This is a genomic window from Corallococcus terminator, from assembly GCF_003611635.1.
GTDB lineage: Bacteria > Myxococcota > Myxococcia > Myxococcales > Myxococcaceae > Corallococcus > Corallococcus terminator.
Map to the genome: position 1 here is coordinate 1 of NZ_RAVZ01000086.1, position 18,366 is coordinate 18,366.

Below are 18,366 nucleotides of genomic sequence, written 5' to 3' on the forward strand. Positions count from 1 at the left end.
GGGCTCCGGGGGGACGCTGGTAGAGGGCCTGGAAGACGGCGTTGAAGCGCCGGACGCTGCCGAAGCCGGAGGCCAGGGCGACCTCGGCCATGGACAGGTGCGTTTCGTGGAGGAGCTGGCGGGCGAAGAGGACGCGGCGCGTCTGCGCCACGGCGACGGGCGAGGCGCCCAGGTGTTGCTGGAACAGCCGCCGCAGTTGGCGGTCGCCGACGCCCAGCCGGGCCGCCAGCGCTTCGACGTTGCCGTCGTCGGCGTCGAGCAGCCCGTCGGCGATGAGGGCCAGGGCGCGGGAGACGGTGACGGAGGTGCCGCGCCAGGGGGCGAGCGTGGGGGACGTCTCCGGCCGGCAGCGAAGGCAGGGACGGAAGCCCGCCTCATGGGCCGCGGCGGCGGTGGGATAGAAGGCGCAGTTCTCGAAGCGGGGCGCGCGCGCCGGGCAGACGGGGCGGCAGTAGATGCGCGTCGTCCTCACCGCCGTGAAGAAGCGCCCGTCGAAGCGGGCGTCCCGCGTCGTCAGCGCGCGGTAACAGGCGGCGGGGTCCAGGCCGTTCATGGGATGAAGTTCCCACGCCGGGCCCTGGCTGTCTGGCCGTTTTCGGACGTGGACGTGGGGCGCCTGACGAAAGGGCGCTTCAGCCCCGCGCCGTCACGGGGCGAGCTGCGTCGTGGAGGTCCGCAGGGAGGGCTCCGTGCGCCTCGCCAGGGAGGAGACGACCTTGCTGTCGCCCACCTCCAGCACCTGGGTGATTCCCATGCCCACGAGCGACTGGACACACTGCATCCAGAGGACCGGGGCGACGAGCTGATCCACCATGGACCGGCGGATGCAGACCAGGGTCTTCACGGTTCGGGCCGTGGTGTTGAGGACCACCGGATACCGGGGCATGCGAAGCGGGATGCTGGCCACCACCGCGCGCCACTCCTCCAGGATTCGACCCATGAGCGGGGAATGGAAGGCCTGGCTGACCTGGAGCCGCACGCACTCCCGGGCGCCCGCGGGCAGGGCGCGCTGCTGGAAGCGCTCCAGGGCGGATGGGCTTCCCGACAGGACGAACTGGCCCGGGCTGTTGTGGAGGGCCACCACGAGCACGTCGTCCCGCTTCACCGCCTCACAGAGCTCCTGGACGCGCGGCGCATCGAGCCCCATGACCGCGAGCATTCCCCCGGGTTCCGTGACACGGGCCATCAGCTCTCCGCGCTTGTGGACCGCCCGGACCGCCGCGGCGAGCGTCAGGCTGCCGGCCGCGACCAGGGCCGAGAACTCCCCCACGCTGTGTCCCGCGACCGCGGCGGGGTGGAGCCCCTGCTCCTCCAGCATGGCAAGACATGCGACACTGCATGTGACAATGGCGGGCTGGGCATTCTGCGTGGCTGTGAGCCTTTCCAGCGGCCCTTCCAGGCACAGCCGGGTGAGATCGATACCCACGGCTTCGGAGGCCTCTTCGAACGCCCGTCGCGCGGCCTGGGAACGCTCGAGCTGCTGCTGGCCCATGCCGACCCGTTGGGAGCCTTGTCCTGGAAAAATCCACGCTGAAGCGTCGTTCATGCTCAAGTCGGTCCAGTCCTGCTGGGTAGTGACCTACCTCACTCCCCGTAAATACCGGACCTTGCGGGACTCGTACAATATGTGTAGAATGATACGGTGTCCATGCATCAGCCGTGACGGAGCGTGAAGGTGGGGCGCAGGGACCGGGCGAGTAGTGCGCGACAGAACCCATACATCTCCTTGCGGAAGCCAGACGAGGCCTGATCTCGCTCTGGTGATGAAAGAGTCATGCCGGACACATGTTTCAGGCCGATTGCCATTGTGGGCCTTGGGAATGTCTTTCCCAAGGCGACGGGTGTCGAGGCCTTCTGGGAGCAGTTGCTGGGGGGACGCACCGCCATTCGTGATCTGGGGGAAACCCAGGCGCTTCCTGGCTGGTATTACGACGCGGACCCCGAGACTCCCGACCGGACCTACTGCAAGCACGCCGCGCTGCTGGAGGATCTGAAGCTCGACTACCGCAAGTATCGGATCCCGCCCAAGACGTTCCAGGACATGCACAGGACGCAGTTGGCGTTCCTGGATGCGACCTCGCAAGCGCTCGAGGATGCCAGGGCGCTCATGGCGGGGATTGCTCCCGAACGCGTGAGCTTCGTCCTGGGCTCGCTGGGCGGAGGCCTGCGTCCGGACACCCGGGTGCGGACCCGCCTGTTGGACATGGAGCGCTGCCTGTCCGAATCGCGGTCCCTGACGGCCCTGGGCGCCGGGGTCGCGGCGGAGGTGCGCGCTTCGGTCGTCCAGCAGCTCGAGTCCGAGATGGCGGGGCTCACCGAGGACGAAGCGATCGCCTCGTTCAGCAGTGTGTGGGTCGGACGGGCGGCGAAGATCTTCAACATCCGGGGACCCCACACCACGGTGGATGCGGGCTACGCCTCCAGCCTCGCCGCCATCCAGACCGCGAGCCACCAGCTCAACTCCGGCGACTGCGACGTGGCGCTGGCGGGTGGATGCAGCCAACTGCTCACGCCGCATGATCTGGTGGCCTTCAGCAAGCTGGGCGGTCTGGCGGTCTCCTCACTAACCCCGTTCGATCAGCGCGCGAATGGGACGATCCTGGGCGAAGGGGTGGGCATCTTCGTCCTGCGCCGCCTGGATGACGCCGTGGCGGCCGGGGAGAAGATCCACGCCGTCATCCGGGGCGTCGGCGCCGCCTCCGATGGCAAGGGCAAGTCGCTGCTCGCACCCAACACCCGGGGCCAGGTGCTGGCGATGCGCCGGGCCTATGAGCAGGCGGGCTACGGCCCGGAGGACGTGCAGTACGTGGAGTGCCATGCCACGGGCACCGCCCTGGGCGACCTCACGGAGATCGCGAGCCTGAAGGAAGTGTTCGGCCGCCAGCAGGCCGCCGGGAGCGTCATGCTGGGCGGGGTCAAGGAGCTGACCGGCCACCTGCAGGCGGCGGCGGGGGCCGCGGGGCTGATGAAGGCCACCCTGGCGCTGTCGCACCGGTTCCTGCCGCCCCAGCACTCGTTCCAGGCCCCCGCGCGAGGGATTGAGCTCGAAGGCACCCCCTTCTACATCTCCAAGCAGGGCAGGCCCTGGCCGGCGGTCGCCAACGGTCCGCGGCGTGCCGGCGTCAGTGCCTTCAGCTTCGGAGGGATCAGCTACCACCTGACCCTGGAGGAGCACGCGCCGGAGTATCACGCGGCGTTGGCCAGGACGCTGCCGGTGTTCGAGTCCGCCGAGCCGATCGCGATCGTCGGCCTGGGTGGTGTCTTTCCAGAGGCCTCCAGCCCGGAGGCGCTGTGGCGGAACCTGTTGGACAAGCGCTGCGCCATCGCGGGCATCCCGCCGGAGCGCGCACCCATCGCCCGCTACCTGGACCCCACCCGCACGAGCAAGGTCCGGCCCTATACCGATCTCGCGGGCTCCATCGTCGACGGCTCGTGGCCCCAGGAGCGGATCCGGGTTCCGCCCAAGGTCTCGGCGCAGATCGACCGGGGCCATAGCTGGTGCATGAAGGCCGCGCTCCAGGCGCTGGACGACGCGGGCTACACCCCGGGGGCGGTGGATCCCCGGCGCGTGGGCGTCGTGATGGGCTACCTGCCGCCCCTGGAGCGTGAGTTCCAGACCCAGGCCCGCGTGTACTACGCGGAGTTCGATGGCCGCCTGGCCGCGCACCTGCGCAAGCGGGGCCTCGATGAGGCGACGGTGGCGCGGATCCGCGGTGAGACGGAGGCGCGCTACAAGAGCGAACTGCCGCCCATCACCGAGGACACCCTGCTGGGCTACCTGGGCAGCCTCTCTTCGAGCCGCATCGCCCACCACCTGGACTTCCAGGGGCCCGCGCTCATGGTGGAGTCCGCCTGCGCCTCCAGTCTGGTCGCGGTGGATGTCGCCATGCACCAACTGCGCACGGGTGCGTGCGACATGATGCTCGCGGGCGGCATGTATGCGTCCCTGGGCGTGGACGCGCTCAGTCAGTGCTGTTCGTTCGGTGGCTTGTCGCAGACGGGCTCCTTTCCGTTCGACGCCAGGGCGGATGGCTACATCTCCAGTGAAGGGGCCTCCCTGCTCGTGCTCAAGCGCCTGTCGGATGCGCGGGCCGCGGGCGACCGCATCTACGCGGTGATCCGCGCGGTCGCTGGCGCCACGGATCCGAAGAACGCCTCCATCTGGGCGCCCGGTGTGGAGGGCCAGGTGCAGGCGGTCCGGCGCGCGGTGGAGAAGGCGGGCGTGTCCGCCTCCGACATCCAGTACGTGGAAGGACACGGCACGGGCACCCCCGTGGGCGATCCCATCGAGGTGGAGACCTATCAAACGGTCTATGGCGAGGCGGCGCGGGGCGGGAAGATCTTCCTGGGGTCCATCAAGTCCAACATCGGCCACCTGAACTCGGGGGCCGGCGCGGCCGCGCTCACCAAGGTCGCGCTGGCACTGCACCGCAAGCAGATCCCCCCGAACCTGGGCTTCGAGCGTCCCAACCCGCGCATCCCCTGGGATCGGATTCCGTTCCGCGTGCCCACGGAGGTGGAGCCCTGGGACATGCCCGCCCACGGCGTGCGGAGAGCAGGGGTGTCGTCGTTCGGCCTGGGGGGCACCAGCTTCCACGCCATCGTGGAGGAATGCCCGCCGGACGCCGCCCGCGTGACCGGAGTGGAGCCCGAGCGTCCACCGTTCCTGCACCTGTGCGGTGACAGCGCGGCGGACATCCTCCAGCAGGTGGACGGGCTGCTCCAGCGACTGGAACGTGAGCCCCATCTGGAGGTCCGCGGGCCGCTGGAGCGCACGCAGGCGCCCTGCCGGTTCGCCATGACGCTGCCGAAGGGCCAGCCGGTCAGCAAGGCATTGGAGCGCGCGCGGCGGCTCTTGTCCGGCACCGGATCGCCGAGCCTGCCGGAGCAGGGCCTCTTCTATTACGACACGCGGGACCCAAGGCAGTTGCACGCGGGCAAGGTGGCGGTGGTCTTCCCGGGTCAGGGGCCGCAGTACGTGAACATGCTCCGGGAACTGGCCGCGGAGTATCCGGTGGTGGCCCGGACGCTCGCGGAGGCGGATGCGGCCTTCGAAACCATCGCCGGGCGCCGCCTGTCCGACACCTTCTGGGCGCCTCCGGGAACCGAGAGCACGCACCGCCAGGATGACGACACGGCGCATGCGGCCGTCTTCCTGGCGAACGTGGCGCTCTTCCGGTTGATCCGCTCGTGGGGCATCCGGGTGGATGTCCTGTTGGGACAGAGCGCTGGCGAGTACGCGTCGCTGGTCGCCAGCGGAATGCTGTCATTCGAGCAGGCGCTGCGTGCCATCTATCAGCGCACCCTCACGGTCACCCGACTGCCCATGGCCTCTCCAGGCCTGATGGCCAGCATCAGCGGGGACTTCGACAGGCTGGAAGGCGTGCTCCGGGAAGCCCCCGGGTACGCCACCGTGGCCGCGCGGAACGCGCCGGGGCAGGGGATCGTCGCGGGAGAGACTTCGGCGGTCGAGTACGTGCTCCGGTGGTGCGCCGCGAACGGGTTCGAAGCCAGGGCCCTGCCCGTGTCTCACGCCTACCATACCCAGCTCATCGCGAAGGCCGTCCCGCCTTTCAGGGCGGAGCTGGAGCGGCTCACCTGGAACGCACCCCAGCTACCGGTCCTCTCCAGCGTGCACGGCCGCTATTACCCGTCCGAGGTGCAGCCCCGCATCATGGCGCGCCATCTGGCATTGCAATACGTGCTGCCGCTCCAGTTCAGCCAGCACGTCCAGCAGCTTCACGACGACGGGGTCCGCATCTTCATCGAGTCCGGACCCAAGTGGTCCCTGACGGCATTCATCCAGGCAACGCTCAAAGGCAGACCGTACATGGCGCAAGCAAGCACCCACCCCAAGACGGGCGAGACCGAGCAGTTTCACCGCTTGTTGGCCTTCAGCCACGTCCACCACCTGCTGAGCGGTGAGGTGTCCACCCATGGCGCTTGAGACCCTGGCCTCGGTCCGGGATGCGGTGGTCTCCGCCCTGGTGCACGGGGTGGGCTACCCGCCCGAGCTCTTCGGCCATGACGTGGAGCTGGTGAACGACCTTGGAATGACCCCGGCGGAAATCAACGACGCGGTGGCCGCCGCCGAACGCAAACTTCGCATCCCCCCTGACATGGCACTCCCTCCCGAACAACACACGACCGTCACCACCATCGCCCAGGGCCTCCTGAAGCACCTCCACCGGGAGGAGCCCGCGGCCTCGGGGAGTAAGCTGACGCTCGCGCAGGTCCTCGCCTTCGTGGATGCCTGTGCGCTGCGCCAGGAGCGGCCTCCCCTGGAGACCCTCCTGGCGGAGACGAACGCCGCGCTGGCCCGCATGGACGCCGCCGCGACGAAGCCTGTCGCCCCCGTGGCTGCGAGTCATTCCACGGACGTGATGAAGCTGCTGACGCAGGCCCTGGTGGAGCGCACGGGCTACCCCGTGGACATGCTGGAGCCGGACCTGGATCTGGAAGCAGACCTTGGCATTGATACGGTCAAGCAGGTCGAGGCCTTTGCCCAGGCCCGGGTCCACCTGAACGTCGCCAAGGACGAGAACTTCCGTCTGCGCGACTTCAACACGCTCCGGAAGATGGTGGACTATCTGGTCGGGCGGGCGTCGAACGGAGTGACTGCCATTGCCGTGGCGCCGGCCCCGGTCGCGCCCGCGGCGGTCCTGGCCACCCCGACGCTGGAGACCCTTCGTGCCGCGATGGCGGAGAAGACAGGCTATGCCCTGGACATCCTCCTGCCCGACCTGGACCTGGAGGTCGATCTGGGCATCGACACCATCACCCAGATTGAAGTGTTCGCGGCGGTGCGGACGAACGCTGGCGTGGAACGAGACGAGAACTTCCGGGTCCGCTACCACAACACGCTTCGGAAGATGGCCGCGTACCTGGACGGCAGGGCCTCTGGCTCCACGCCCGCCACCATCAGCGCCGCTCCGGCTCCGGCCGCCGTGGCTCCGCCGGTCGTTGCTTCGTCCGACCCGTCCGAGTCCGTCACGCGGATGCTGGTGACCGCGCTGGTGGAGCGGACCGGCTATCCCCAGGACATGCTGGAGCTGGACCTCGACCTGGAGGCCGACCTCGGCATCGACACGGTGAAGCAGGTCGAAGCCTTCGCCCTGGCCCGCACGACGCTGGGCATCGCGCGGGACGAGAACTTCCGGCTGCGGGACTACAACACCCTTCGCAAGATGGTGGCGTACCTGGTGAAGCAGGCCGCGCCGCTTGCCCCCGCATCCACCGTCACGCCGCCTGCTCCCACGGTGGCCCCGACGGGTCTCACGCCCGAAGCAGTGCGCAAGCAGTTGGTGAGCGCGTTGGTGGAGCGGACCGGCTACCCGGAGGACATGCTGGAGCCGGACCTGGATCTGGAAGCGGATCTCGGGATCGACACCGTCAAGCAGGTCGAAGCCTTCGCGCTCGTCCGGGTCCACCTGGGCGTGGAGAAGGATGAGAACTTCCGGCTGCGGGACCACAACACCCTTCACAAGATGGTGACGTACCTGGTGGGCCGGACCTCCGTGGGCGCGGCCCGTCCCGCCGAGGGCGCCAGTGAGGAGAAGATCCTCGCGTTCCTCTCCAACGCGTTCCAGGAGAAGACGGGCTACAACATCGAGGTCCTGGGTCCTGACTTCGATCTGGAAGTGGATCTGGGGATCGACACCATCACCCAGATTGAAGCCTTCGCCATGGCCCGGGCCGCCTTCGGGGTGCCCAGGGACGAAGGCTTCCGGGTGCGCGACCACAACACCCTGCGCAAGCTGGCGGCGTACCTGTTCCGCCAGCTCCCCTCCGCTGCGGAGGCCGCGCCACGGCCCGCAGTCCCGGACGCGCTGGACCTCGATGCGGTCCGCCAGTTCGTGGCGCAGTGCGAAGCCTCCGGAGACGCGGAGTCGCTGAAGCAGTTGGCCGCGCACCTCCGAGGCAAGCTGGAGGCTCCCGCGAATCCGCTCACCCCTCCTGCCCGGTTCTCGGCGAAGCGGTACGAGGTCCATCCCGTCGAACAGTCCTCGCAGCCCCGGAGCGAGCACATCGCCCACCTGCGCGGCAAGACGCTGGGCATCACCCCCGACGCCCACGGTGCCTACAAGCAATTGGCGCAGCGGTTGGAATCAGCCGGCGCCCGCGTGGTCATCCTCCCGACAGGGCCGGTGTCCAGCGGCGCGGTGACGCTGGATTGGAAGCAACCGGAGGTCGCCGCACAGCGACTTCGGGAGCTTCAGGCGGCCCAGCCGCTGGACGGGTTGATTCTGCTGCACACCACGGCGGCGCCCCCCGCGCTCGCGGGCCTGGAGGCCGACGCGTGGACCTCCACCGTCAATGCCTTCACGCTGGGGCTCTATTACAGCGCCCTGTCTGTGTACGACCGGATTGGCACGATGGCGGGGGGCGGTTGGTATCTGGTTGCGACCGCGGGAGGTGGCCTCTTCGGCCATGACAAGTCCCATCAGCATGTTCCCCTCGCGGGAGCTGCGGGCGGCTTCGTCAAGTGCCTGAAGCGGGAGCTTCCGGATGCGCGGTGCAAGGTCGTGGACCTGGATCCCCGCGAGTCGTCCGCCTGGGTCGAACAGCTCTGGACGGAGCTGGTTGGCGCCGATCAGGACGTGGAGACCGCCTACAGCGGCGGGCGGAGGTATGTCTTCCGGGACATCGAGACACCGCTCGTGACCGACACGACGGCGATGTCCATCAAGCCCGGCTCCGTGGTGCTCGTCTCGGGAGGAGGACGCGGCGTCGTCTACCACTGCGCCAAGCTCCTGGCCCAGGTGACGGGCGCGCGCGTGATCATCACCGGCCGCACGGTGCCTCCGAACGGGAACGAGGAGTGGCTGACGGTCACGGACAAGGACCTGCCTGCCTACCGGATGGGCTTCGTCAAACGTTACATGGCCGCGCACCCGGGGGCCACGCCGGTCCAGGGCATGCGAGCCTTTGACTCGGACATCGCGCGTCGGCGGGAGCTGCACCGCAACCTGGAGGACTGCCGGTCCCTGGGGATCCGGCTGGATTACAAGGTCTGTGACATGACCGAGCCCGCCGCCGTCCGGAGCCTGCTGGCGGGGGTTCGCCAGCAGTACGGCCGCATTGACGGCATCGTGCATGGCGCGACGATTGAAGAGTCCAAGAGCCTGCCCATGAAGTCCGCGGAGGTGGTTGTCCGCACGCTGGCCTCCAAGGCACACCTCTGGCAGTTGCTGGCGCAGGAGACCTGGAAGGATGAGCTCCAGTTCTTCAGCAACTTCGGCTCGGGCAGTGGCCGCTACGGCAATCAAGGGCAGACGGACTACTCCGCGGCCAACGCGCTGGTGGCCAAGGCCGGGCTCGTGTACGGCGCCCTGCGTCCCGGGGTGCGAAGCGTGACGATTGACTGGCCCGTGTGGGTGGGCGCCGGCATCGTGGAGAACAACCGGGACTATCTGGAGCGGCTGGGGCAGGCGGGCGTCTGCGTCATCGACCTCGCTGAAGGGGCGTACTGGTTCGTGGGAGAGCTTCTCCACGGCGGGCCCGCCGGGGAGATCGTCATCGCGGATGACACCACGTTCGCCTCACGCGGGTGGCCCCGCCACGAGAAGGGGACGCTCCAGGTGACCGCCCGGGAGGCGGGTGGAACCCGCTATGCCATCTGAGCCGGCGGCGTCACTCCCGCTGCTGGTGCTGTCAGGCAGCGCGTATGAGGTGGGCAGGCAATATGGCGCCCTCATGCGGCAGGAGCTTGCACAGGCCGTGGCGCGCGGCACTCCCGCCCTCCAACCCCTGCTGACGAAGCTGGGGTTGAAGGACGTGGACGTGAGGCAGCGGATGGCGGCGCTGTCCGCCGGGTTGCCGTCCGACGTTCACGAAGAGCTCCAGGGGATGTCCGATGCCAGCGGGCTCGCCCGGGAGGCGCTGCTCGAACACGCGCTCATCCTGGACATCGTGTCGGGCGCGCCCATCGGCTGCTCCCAGTTCGCGGTCCTGGGGCAGGGGACCGCCACGGGCAACGTCCTCCATGGGCACAACCTGGATGTGCCGTACCCCTCGCTGGCGAAGCTCACGCGGCCGTGTTGCATCGTCTACCGGGTGACGGGGCGCATTCCCTATGCCTCGATCACGTTCTGGCCCGGGTCGCTGGGCGTGTGCGCGGGGATGAACGCGGAAGGGTTGAGCCTGGGCATCAACGTCCCGGTGGCGCCCATGGATCGCCGGCCGTTCTACCCGCTCACATTCCAGAACCGCGAGGTGCTCTCCCGCGCGCGAACCCTGGACGAGGCGGCCGGCATCCTCGAAGGCCTGCCGCGCGGTGGGAGCTGGAACCTGATGCTGGCCCACCGTTCGGGGGCCGCGCGTGTCTGGGAACAGGTCGGTCCGCACTCCGGTCAGTACACGGCCGGGGCGGGCAGGGACTTCGTGGTCTCCACCAATCACCTCACGGTCGCGTACCGGCAGGCGAAGGGCCATGAGGCGGTCGCGTTGGAGATGCTCCAGGAGATGCAGGACGACTCGATCCACCGCTATCGCAGGCTGGAGCAACTCATCCGTGCGCGGTGGGGCCGCATCAGCCTGGACACCGCGGTGGAGTTCCTCAGGGATTGCGGCGAGCCCTCCGAAGGGGCACCCCCGTCGATGAAGACCATCTGCCGGGTGGATAACGTGCTCAGCATGGCCTACGAGCCCTCGACACTGACGATGGACTTCGCGGCGGGAGGGATTCCGGCCGCCCTGGAGTGCAGGCGCCGGCTGGAGTTGGGGCCGCTGTTCCGGGATCGGTCCCCGGAGGTGGGGCAGGCTTCCCAGCCGCCGGGCCAGTTCCCCATGTTGGGGACGGCGCGGGCGGAAGGAGGGCGGGCGCGCACGTTCGTCCTCGAAGAGGATCACTATCTCCGGGAGCACCTGGTCAATGGCACTCCTGTTCTGCCCGGCGCCGCGGCCATTGAATGGCTGGCGGAGGTGGCTGCGCTGGAGGGCTCAGGGGAGGTGGCCGAACTGCGGGATGTCTCCCTGGAGAAGTTCATCCGGGTGCGGCCCGACCGACCCACGCAGGCGCATGTGCGGTGCGAGCCGAAGGGCGGACATTGGGAGGTCTCCGCGTACGCGGACCTCCATCATCCTCGCGGAGTCGTGTTGCGTCCGGACGTGCTGCACTACCGGGCGGCGGTCTGGTTGGGAGCAAGGGCAGACAAGCGCGTGGAGCCGGGCTCCGAAACGGTTCGGGGTCCGGATGGAGAGATTCCCTTCAGCCGCTCCTACGTCCAGGACGCCTACTTCCACGTGGGGGATGCCTTCCGCCGGGTTGATTGGATCAGCTTCCTGGGGCCTCGGGACGCCATCGGGTGTCTGCGGATGCCCGAGCCCACTGGCTCCTTCGCTTCCATTCCCCACGCGCGGTACTGGATGGATCCGTTCTTCCTCGATGGGTGTTTTCAATTGGTGGGCACCCTGGGGATTCTTCACAACCAGCGAGCCCCCGTCCCCAAGGGGATCGGGAGGTTGTCCCTGGGGAAGGATCCGAAGCCGGGCGAGCGGCTCTGGTGCCGGGCGGTGCTCACGCGGGAGGAGGGCGACCTCCTCTATTACGACTTCACCGTCTGGAATGACGCGGGAGCCCTCTGCCTGGAGGCAGGGGACTACTGCTCGATCAGCGTGGATGCCTATACCCCGGAGCAGAAGACCTCCCTCGTGAGTGCGCTGGATCCGTCCGGGTTCCTGGGTGCGCGGAGGAGGGCGGCCCATGGGTAGCGTCAGGCAGGAGCCGGTCGCCATCATCGGGATGGGATGCATCCTTCCGGATGCGCACGATGTCCCGACGTTCTTTCGCAATCTCCAGTCCGGGCATGTCTCCGTCCGGGAGTTGAAGGAGCCTCGCTGGGATTGGAGCCGGTACGGCAGCGCGGATCCGGAGGCGGTGGACCGCACCTATTCCAGGCTGGGTGCACCGGCCGGTGAGCTGAAGCTCGACTGGAAGCGGTTCCGGCTGCCTCCCATCGAGACCCGCCTGCTTCACACCATGGAGCTGATGCTGCTCGAAGCGGCGCATCAGGCCATGACGGGGGCCGGGTACACGCCGGAGCGGCCGTTCCCCCGGGAGCGGGTCGCGGTGATCGCTGGCTCCTCGGGCATGGGCCGCAAGAGCAACCAGTGTTTCAACTTCAAGTGGCGCCTGCCGGAGCTGCTCGATACCGCCCGGCGGTCTCCGGCATTGCAGCAACTCTCCACGGGGCAGGCCGAGCAGGTCCTGGACACCGTGCGGAAGGAGTTCATCCAGCGCTACATTGACCAATCGGACGACTGGGCCTTCTGGGGCTTCGTCAGTCCGGTGCTGGGCCGCATCTGTGGCTTCTTCGGGCTCCAGGGACCGCACTTCTGCGTGGATGCGCATGCGGCCTCCGGGCTGGCCGCGCTGGAGACGGGCGTCCAGGGACTCATGAGCGGTGAGTGGGACATGGCGCTCGTGGGGGCTGCCAGCCCCGCGCTGTCGCTCATGGAGAGCGTGCTTCACAGCAAGCTGCGCCGGCTGTCCACCCGCGGTGTCTTTCCCCTGGATGCCCGAGCGGATGGAACGGCCCTGGGCGAAGGCGCGGTGATGCTGCTGATCAAGCGGCTGGAGGACGCCGAACGGGACGATGACACCATCCACGCGGTCCTGCGTGGGGTCGCGGGCGTCAACCAGGGCAGCGGTCCTGTCATGACGGCGACGCACGCCCCGGTCCACCAGCGTGCGGCGTCGGAAGCGCTCCAGCGGGCCGGTGTGGCGCAGGATGCGATTGCCTATCTGGAGACGGGCGCCACGGGCGTGACGGACTGGGACGCCCACCTCATCGAGGGGTTGGGAGGCGCCTACCAGGGCGCGCGCCAGGTCTCGCTGGGCGCGGTCGCGGAATCCGTCGGAGACCTCCAGGCAGCGTCGAGCTTCGCGGCCATGCTCAAGGTCATCCACTCGCTGCGCACCCGGGAGATGCTGCCGCAGCGGACCTTCCAGACGCGGCATCCCGGGCTCCCGTTGGAGGGAACGCCGTTCCGGATCAACGAGGCGCGGACCTGGCCCGAGCATGCACCCCGGCTCGCGGCCATCCATGCCGCCGGCTTCGGGGGCATCGCCTACCACGCGGTGCTGGAGGAGTACGTTCCCAAGGCCGCGCGGCCGACGGTCGCCGTCACGGCCCGCGCGCCACGCAGGGAGCCGGAGCCCATCGCCATCGTGGGGATGGCCTGTCGGTACGCGGGCGCGGATGATCCGCAGGCCCTCTGGGAGCGCGCGCTCCAGGGCCTCAGTGCGGTGGAGGCGTTCCCCGAGGAGCGCTGGCCCGTGTCGCTCTACCGTCAGACGGGCGAGGTCGCGTTCCGCAACCGGGAGTCCTTCTTCAAGGTCTATGCCCCGAAGGCCGCGCTGGTGAAGAGCCGGCCCTTTCCCTACCGCGACTTCGGCCTGCCACCCTCGGCGGTCGCGCAGATGGACCACACCCATCTGTGGTGCCTGGAGGTCGCGAGGGAGGCCGTGCGTGACGCGGGGTATGGCGCGTCGCGAGCGCTTCCTTCGGAGCGCACCGCGGTGATCGTGGCGGTGTCGCCCGGCAACCACCGGGAGACTGTGATTGAAGCCCGGCTGGCGTATCCGGAGTTCGCGGACGTCTACCGCCGGTCGCTCCTGGATGCGGGGGTGCCCTCGGAGCAGGTGGAGCGCTTCATCGAAGAAGCGCGCGAAGCATTCCAGCGGACGAGCCCGCCCAGCACGTCGGAGACGCTACCGGGTATCCTCACCAGCGCGCCGGCCACGCGGCTGGCGCGGGCCCTGGATGCGCGCGGCCCGGCCTTCACCGTGGAGTCGGCTTGCGCGTCGTCGCTCAACGCCGTGTCATTGAGCATGCAGGGCCTGCGTGACGGCAGATGGGACGTAGCGGTGACGGGAGGCGCGTGGTCCCAGATCACCGTGCCGTTCTGCGTGAGCATGTGTTACGCCGGAGTCATCTCTCCGACGGGCCAGCCCCGGCCGTTCTCCAGGGACGCGGATGGGTTCGTGCACGGGGAAGGTTGTGGCCTCCTCGTCTTGAAGCGGCTCTCGGACGCCCGCCGCGACGGCGACCGGATCCACGCGCTGATCCGAGGCGCCGGCGGCTCCTCCGACGGGTTCAGCCGGTCGCTCTTCGCAAGCCAGGAGCAGGGCCAGGAACTGGCCATCCGGAGGGCCCTGGCGGACGGGGGCCTCCTGCCTTCGAGCATCCAATACATCGAGGCGCATGGCTCGGGGATGCCGGAAGGGGACATCCCCGAGGCGGGAGCCCTGCTCAAGGTCTATGGCCGCAAGGACGGCCCCGCGTCTGTTGGTGTGCTGAAGCCCATCATCGGGCATTCCTACGTCGCGTCCGGCACGGCGGGCCTCATCCGGACGGTGCTCGCCTTGCGGCACCAGACCCTGCCGCCCAGCCTCACGCAGGGCCCACTGAATCCGCGCGTCCCGTGGGATGGCCAGCTCGCCTTCCCGTCCCAAGCCAAAGCCTGGGCTGTCCAGGGCGTGCCCCGCCGCGCCGCCGTCAATTCGTATGGACTTGGCGGAATCAACTACCACGCTGTCCTGGAAGAGTACGTGGAATGACACCCATCGCCATCATCGGGGCCTCGTGTCTGATGGGAGGCGCGGAGACGCCCGAGCAGCTCTGGCAGCATCTCTCCCGTGGCACCCCTGGCTTCTGCGAGGTCCCGGCCAGTCGGTTCGCCTGGAAGACCTACCACAGCGACAACCCCGCGGACTTCGACAAGGGCTCCGTGTGGCGTGGCTCCTTCTTCCAGCCCCTGGAGGTGCCGTGGCAGGAATACAAGATGGGGCCGAAGATGCTCGACGAGCTGCCCCGGGGCGAGTTCTACACGGTGGAGGCGATCCGCCGGGCCATCGAGGACGCCCGCCTGCATCAGCGGCCGTTTCCCCGGGAGCGGACCGCCGTCATCATGGGGGGCGCGGAGATTGGTATGGATCTCCGGATCGCCCATCCCTACCTCCGCTACATGCCGCAGGTGATGGATGCGGTGCAGCAGGCGCTCGAGACCTCCGGGCTCTCCGAACAGGAGCGTCAGCACGTCCTCGCGGAGGCGGACCGCACGCTGAGAGGGATCAGCCACCGGGAGGTCACCCGTGGCACCGTCGCGGGGATGAGTCTGGCATTGGGCCGGGCGTGTGCCCTGTTCGACTTGAAGGGCCCCCACTATGTGGTGAATTCCGCCAGCGCCTCCCTGCTGGCGGCGCTCGAACATGCCTCCCGGGGGCTGGCCCTGGGCCAGTATGACGTGGCGCTCGTGGGGGCTACCAGCTCGTATCTGTCGCCCGCGAGCTTTGTTTCGTTCGACCGCATGGGCCTGCTCACCGGGGACGAGCTTCCCCGGCCGTTCGACGCCAGGGCCAATGGCACCCTGCTGGGGGAGGGCGTCGGCTTCTTCGCCTTGCGGCGGCTCGATGATGCGATCTCCGCCGGGGATGACATCCACGGCGTGCTTCGCGGAATCAGCGGAGCGAACCAGGGCCGCCCTGGCGCCTTGCTCGACCCACCTGCCCAGGCCCAGGTGCGGGCGGCTCGGCGCGCCTATGCGCAAGCAGGGTACGGCCCTGACTCCGTGCAGTTCCTCGAGTGTCACGCCAACGGCGTGGCCTTCCATGAGGCCGCGGAGCTGGCGGCCATGGGAGAGGTGTTCAAGGGCCTGCCTGCGGGGAGCGTGACGGCCGGTTCGGCGAAGGAGCTGGCCGGTGAGCTCCACGCGGCGGCGGCCGTGCCCGGGCTCCTCCGGACCCTGATGGCCCTGCGTCACCGGGAGCTTCCAGCGCAGCGCAACGTGCGTCACCTGCGTTCCGAGCTGCGGGCGGATGGGACGCCCTTGCGCGTGCTGTCGAAGCCCGTGCCCTGGGAGGCGCCCGCCCGGGGTGTGCCTCGCCGGGCCAGCGTCAACGCAATGGCGCTGGGAGGACAGGCCTACCACCTCACGCTGGAGGAGTACGTTCCGGAGTTCCACGCGCGCCTGGTGGCGGAAGCCAGACCTCGGGCCGCCAAGGAGCCTGTCGCCATCGTGGCGTTCGGCTCCCTGACGCCGGGAGCCAATGACAGCGACACCTTCTTCGAGAACGTCCTGGCGAAGAAGGATCAGATCGTGAGCGTTCCGCGCGAGCGGTTCGAACTCGAGCGCTACTACGATCCCAATCGCGGGGTGGGGAAGATCTACTGCCCGCTGGGCGGCTTCGTGCATGGGTTCAGCTTCGATGCGGGAGCCTTCCGCCTTCCGTCGTCGCTCGTGCCCCAGTTGGACCGGACGCACCTGTATGCGTTGACGGCTGCCGCGGAGGCGATGCGGACGGCGAAGCTCTCCCAGGCAACGTCGGAACGGACCGCTGTCTTCATGGCGGACATGCCCTGGCGCATGCGCGAGCGCGAGGTCGAGGTGCGGGTTGGCTACGCGGAGATGGATGCGGGCCTCAAGAAGGCGCTCCTCGCCTGTGGACTCTCCGAAGAGCTGACAGGCCTCATCGCGGGGGATGTCGAGCTGAAGTTCAAGGAGGGCATCGCCCCCCTGTCGCCCTTTTCGCTGGCGGGCTCCTCCGGGAGTACCGAGGCCTCGTTGATCGCCCATCGCTACGGGCTCAAGGGCGCCACCGGCACGTTCGAAAGCACGTGTGCGTCATCCATGGCCGCCATCGGGGCGGGAGTGGCCAGCCTCCAGCTCGGGGAGACGGATGCGGTGCTGGCGGGCGGCGCGTTCGCGGACATGACGGCGGAGCTGTACACCGTGAACTGCACGTTCCAGGGGCTGAGCGCCAAGGGGAGCCGGCCGTTCGACGCGGACGCCTCCGGCTTCATTCCGGGAGAGGGTGCGGGCGTCGTGGTCCTCAAGCGGTTGAAGGACGCGGAGCGCGACGGCGACCGGATCTTCGGAATCATCAAGGGCCTGGGCGCTTCCAGTGATGGCAAGGGCAAGTCCCTGCTGGCGCCCAACCCCGTGGGCCAGAGGCTCGCGGTCCAGCAGGCCCTGGCGCACGCCGAGGTCCCGGCGGCGTCCATCCAATACATCGAGTGTCACGGGACAGCGACGCCCGTGGGCGACGTGACGGAGGTCTCCACCTATGCCCACGTGCTGGCCGGACAGGCGCCCGGGTCGGTTGTCATCGGCTCCGTCAAATCGATGATTGGCCACCTCCACTCCGCGGCGGGGGTGGTCAATCTCATCAAGGTCCTCAAGAGCCTCGAACATCAGGTCCTGCCGCCGCAAATCCATTGCGAGCGACCGAACCCCGACATCAAGTGGGCTGAAATCCCTGTCGTGGTGAACACGGAGAAACGGCCCTGGCCTGCCCCGGCGGATGGGGGGCCTCGCAGGGCCGGCATGAGTGCCTTTGGGATGGGCGGGACCAACTACCACCTGATCGTCGAGGAGTATCAGGGCCGACAGCAACCTCGGGAGGAAGCTGCGTCCGGACGGGATACCCATCCGATGATCGAGGAGGTCCTCGACCGGACCGCCGACTCGCTGGTGGCCCTTCGAAACCTGCACCTCGACAGTGATCCCTATCTCCATGAGCATCAGGTGGAGGGTGTCTCCGTGCTGCCGGGCTCCTTCGGCATGGAGATGATGGCGGAAGCCAGCCTGTTGCTGCGGCCGGGGTTGCACGTGGTGGGGCTGCGGCAGATCCAGTTTCACCACGCCGCGAAGGTCTGGCCCGGGCGCTCCACGCGCCTCGTGGCCACCGCCCGCGCTGGAAGGGCGACCCCGGACGGGCTGCTTCCCGTCATGGTGGAGGTGGACATGGAGTTGAGGCCGCGCGCGGACGTGGCCCCGATCCGCCGCAAGGTGACGTCCGCGACCGTGCTGCTCTCGTCCCGTCCGCCCGTGGCACCGATGGTGGAGGCCGCGACGGCTGCGTTGTTCACGACCTCGGACCGGAGCGATGCCAGGAAGGGCTACAACCCGACCGAGGACGTGTTCCTGGGCCCCCTCATGCAGGGGTTCCGGCATCTGCGTTTCCTGGAGGACGGCTCGATGGCCGCGTGGATCCTCCAGGAGCGCGAGGGTGAGTTCTTCGCGTTCACCCGGCAGCCTGGCTTCCGCATGGCTCCGCTGGCGCTGGACTCCATCCACCATGCTGGCGGAATCCTCACGTACTCCCTCCATGAGCGGATCGCCTTGCCTGCCGGGGCCGAGGAACTGCGACTCCATGCGCCCATGCCCTACGGCCGGGAACTCTGCGCGCTGTGCACCTCCCTGGGCGGCACCGAGGACAGTGCCCGGGTCCGCGTAGTGGTGTTCGATGGGGAGAGCCGGCGGGTGTACGCGGAGATCGAGGGGCTGCGCTTCTCGCTCCACCGTCGAATCGGTCCGGCGCTGAAGCGGCTGCTCACCCAACGCGATGGTTGACGGCGCGCG

The 18,366-nt window shown here is 68.8% G+C and carries 7 protein-coding genes; 5 read left to right on the top strand and 2 right to left on the bottom strand.

The window, feature by feature from the left end; translation table 11 throughout:
• Together D7V88_RS14725 and D7V88_RS14730 are read right to left on the bottom strand one after the other, a co-directional pair.
• Positions 1 to 553 (bottom strand): bifunctional transcriptional activator/DNA repair enzyme AdaA (locus D7V88_RS14725; RefSeq protein WP_120541279.1); only part of this gene is annotated, 553 nt, incomplete at its 3' end.
• 93 nt (positions 554 to 646) lie between these two features.
• Complete coding sequence (locus D7V88_RS14730; protein WP_120541280.1) at positions 647 to 1,546, bottom strand: ACP S-malonyltransferase; 900 nt, start codon at positions 1,544 to 1,546, stop codon at positions 647 to 649.
• A 228-nt stretch (positions 1,547 to 1,774) separates the two neighbouring features.
• Between D7V88_RS14730 and D7V88_RS14735 the strand changes: the two genes are divergently transcribed.
• From D7V88_RS14735 to D7V88_RS14755, 5 genes are read left to right on the top strand one after another with little or no spacing between them, the layout of a single operon-like run.
• Positions 1,775 to 5,947: a type I polyketide synthase gene (locus tag D7V88_RS14735; RefSeq protein WP_120541281.1), complete on the top strand. Its 4,173-nt coding sequence runs from the start codon at positions 1,775 to 1,777 to the stop codon at positions 5,945 to 5,947.
• Positions 5,937 to 9,623 (top strand): SDR family NAD(P)-dependent oxidoreductase, encoded by a 3,687-nt coding sequence (locus D7V88_RS14740; protein WP_120541282.1) that lies wholly within the window; start codon positions 5,937 to 5,939, stop codon positions 9,621 to 9,623. Before D7V88_RS14735 ends, D7V88_RS14740 begins: the two co-directional genes overlap by 11 nt.
• Positions 9,613 to 11,712 carry a C45 family autoproteolytic acyltransferase/hydrolase gene (locus D7V88_RS14745; protein ID WP_120541283.1) on the top strand — a complete coding sequence of 700 codons (2,100 nt, stop codon included), beginning with the start codon at positions 9,613 to 9,615 and terminating at the stop codon, positions 11,710 to 11,712. Before D7V88_RS14740 ends, D7V88_RS14745 begins: the two co-directional genes overlap by 11 nt.
• Entirely contained in the window at positions 11,705 to 14,563 is a 2,859-nt protein-coding gene (locus tag D7V88_RS14750; RefSeq protein ID WP_120541288.1) for a beta-ketoacyl [acyl carrier protein] synthase domain-containing protein, read from the top strand. The genes D7V88_RS14745 and D7V88_RS14750 overlap by 8 nt, the downstream gene beginning before the upstream one ends.
• Complete coding sequence (locus tag D7V88_RS14755) at positions 14,560 to 18,357, top strand: polyketide synthase family protein (protein WP_120541284.1); 3,798 nt, start codon at positions 14,560 to 14,562, stop codon at positions 18,355 to 18,357. The genes D7V88_RS14750 and D7V88_RS14755 overlap by 4 nt, the downstream gene beginning before the upstream one ends.
• Positions 18,358 to 18,366 lie beyond the last annotated feature (9 nt).

Bases quoted from the DNA above. Each gene is read 5' to 3' on its own strand.
- D7V88_RS14730 (WP_120541280.1), bottom strand. From the start codon at position 1,546: ATGAACGACGCTTCAGCGTGGATTTTTCCAGGACAAGGCTCCCAACGG.
- D7V88_RS14735 (WP_120541281.1), top strand. From the start codon at position 1,775: ATGCCGGACACATGTTTCAGGCCGATTGCCATTGTGGGCCTTGGGAAT.
- D7V88_RS14740 (WP_120541282.1), top strand. From the start codon at position 5,937: ATGGCGCTTGAGACCCTGGCCTCGGTCCGGGATGCGGTGGTCTCCGCC.
- D7V88_RS14745 (WP_120541283.1), top strand. From the start codon at position 9,613: ATGCCATCTGAGCCGGCGGCGTCACTCCCGCTGCTGGTGCTGTCAGGC.
- D7V88_RS14750 (WP_120541288.1), top strand. From the start codon at position 11,705: ATGGGTAGCGTCAGGCAGGAGCCGGTCGCCATCATCGGGATGGGATGC.
- D7V88_RS14755 (WP_120541284.1), top strand. From the start codon at position 14,560: ATGACACCCATCGCCATCATCGGGGCCTCGTGTCTGATGGGAGGCGCG.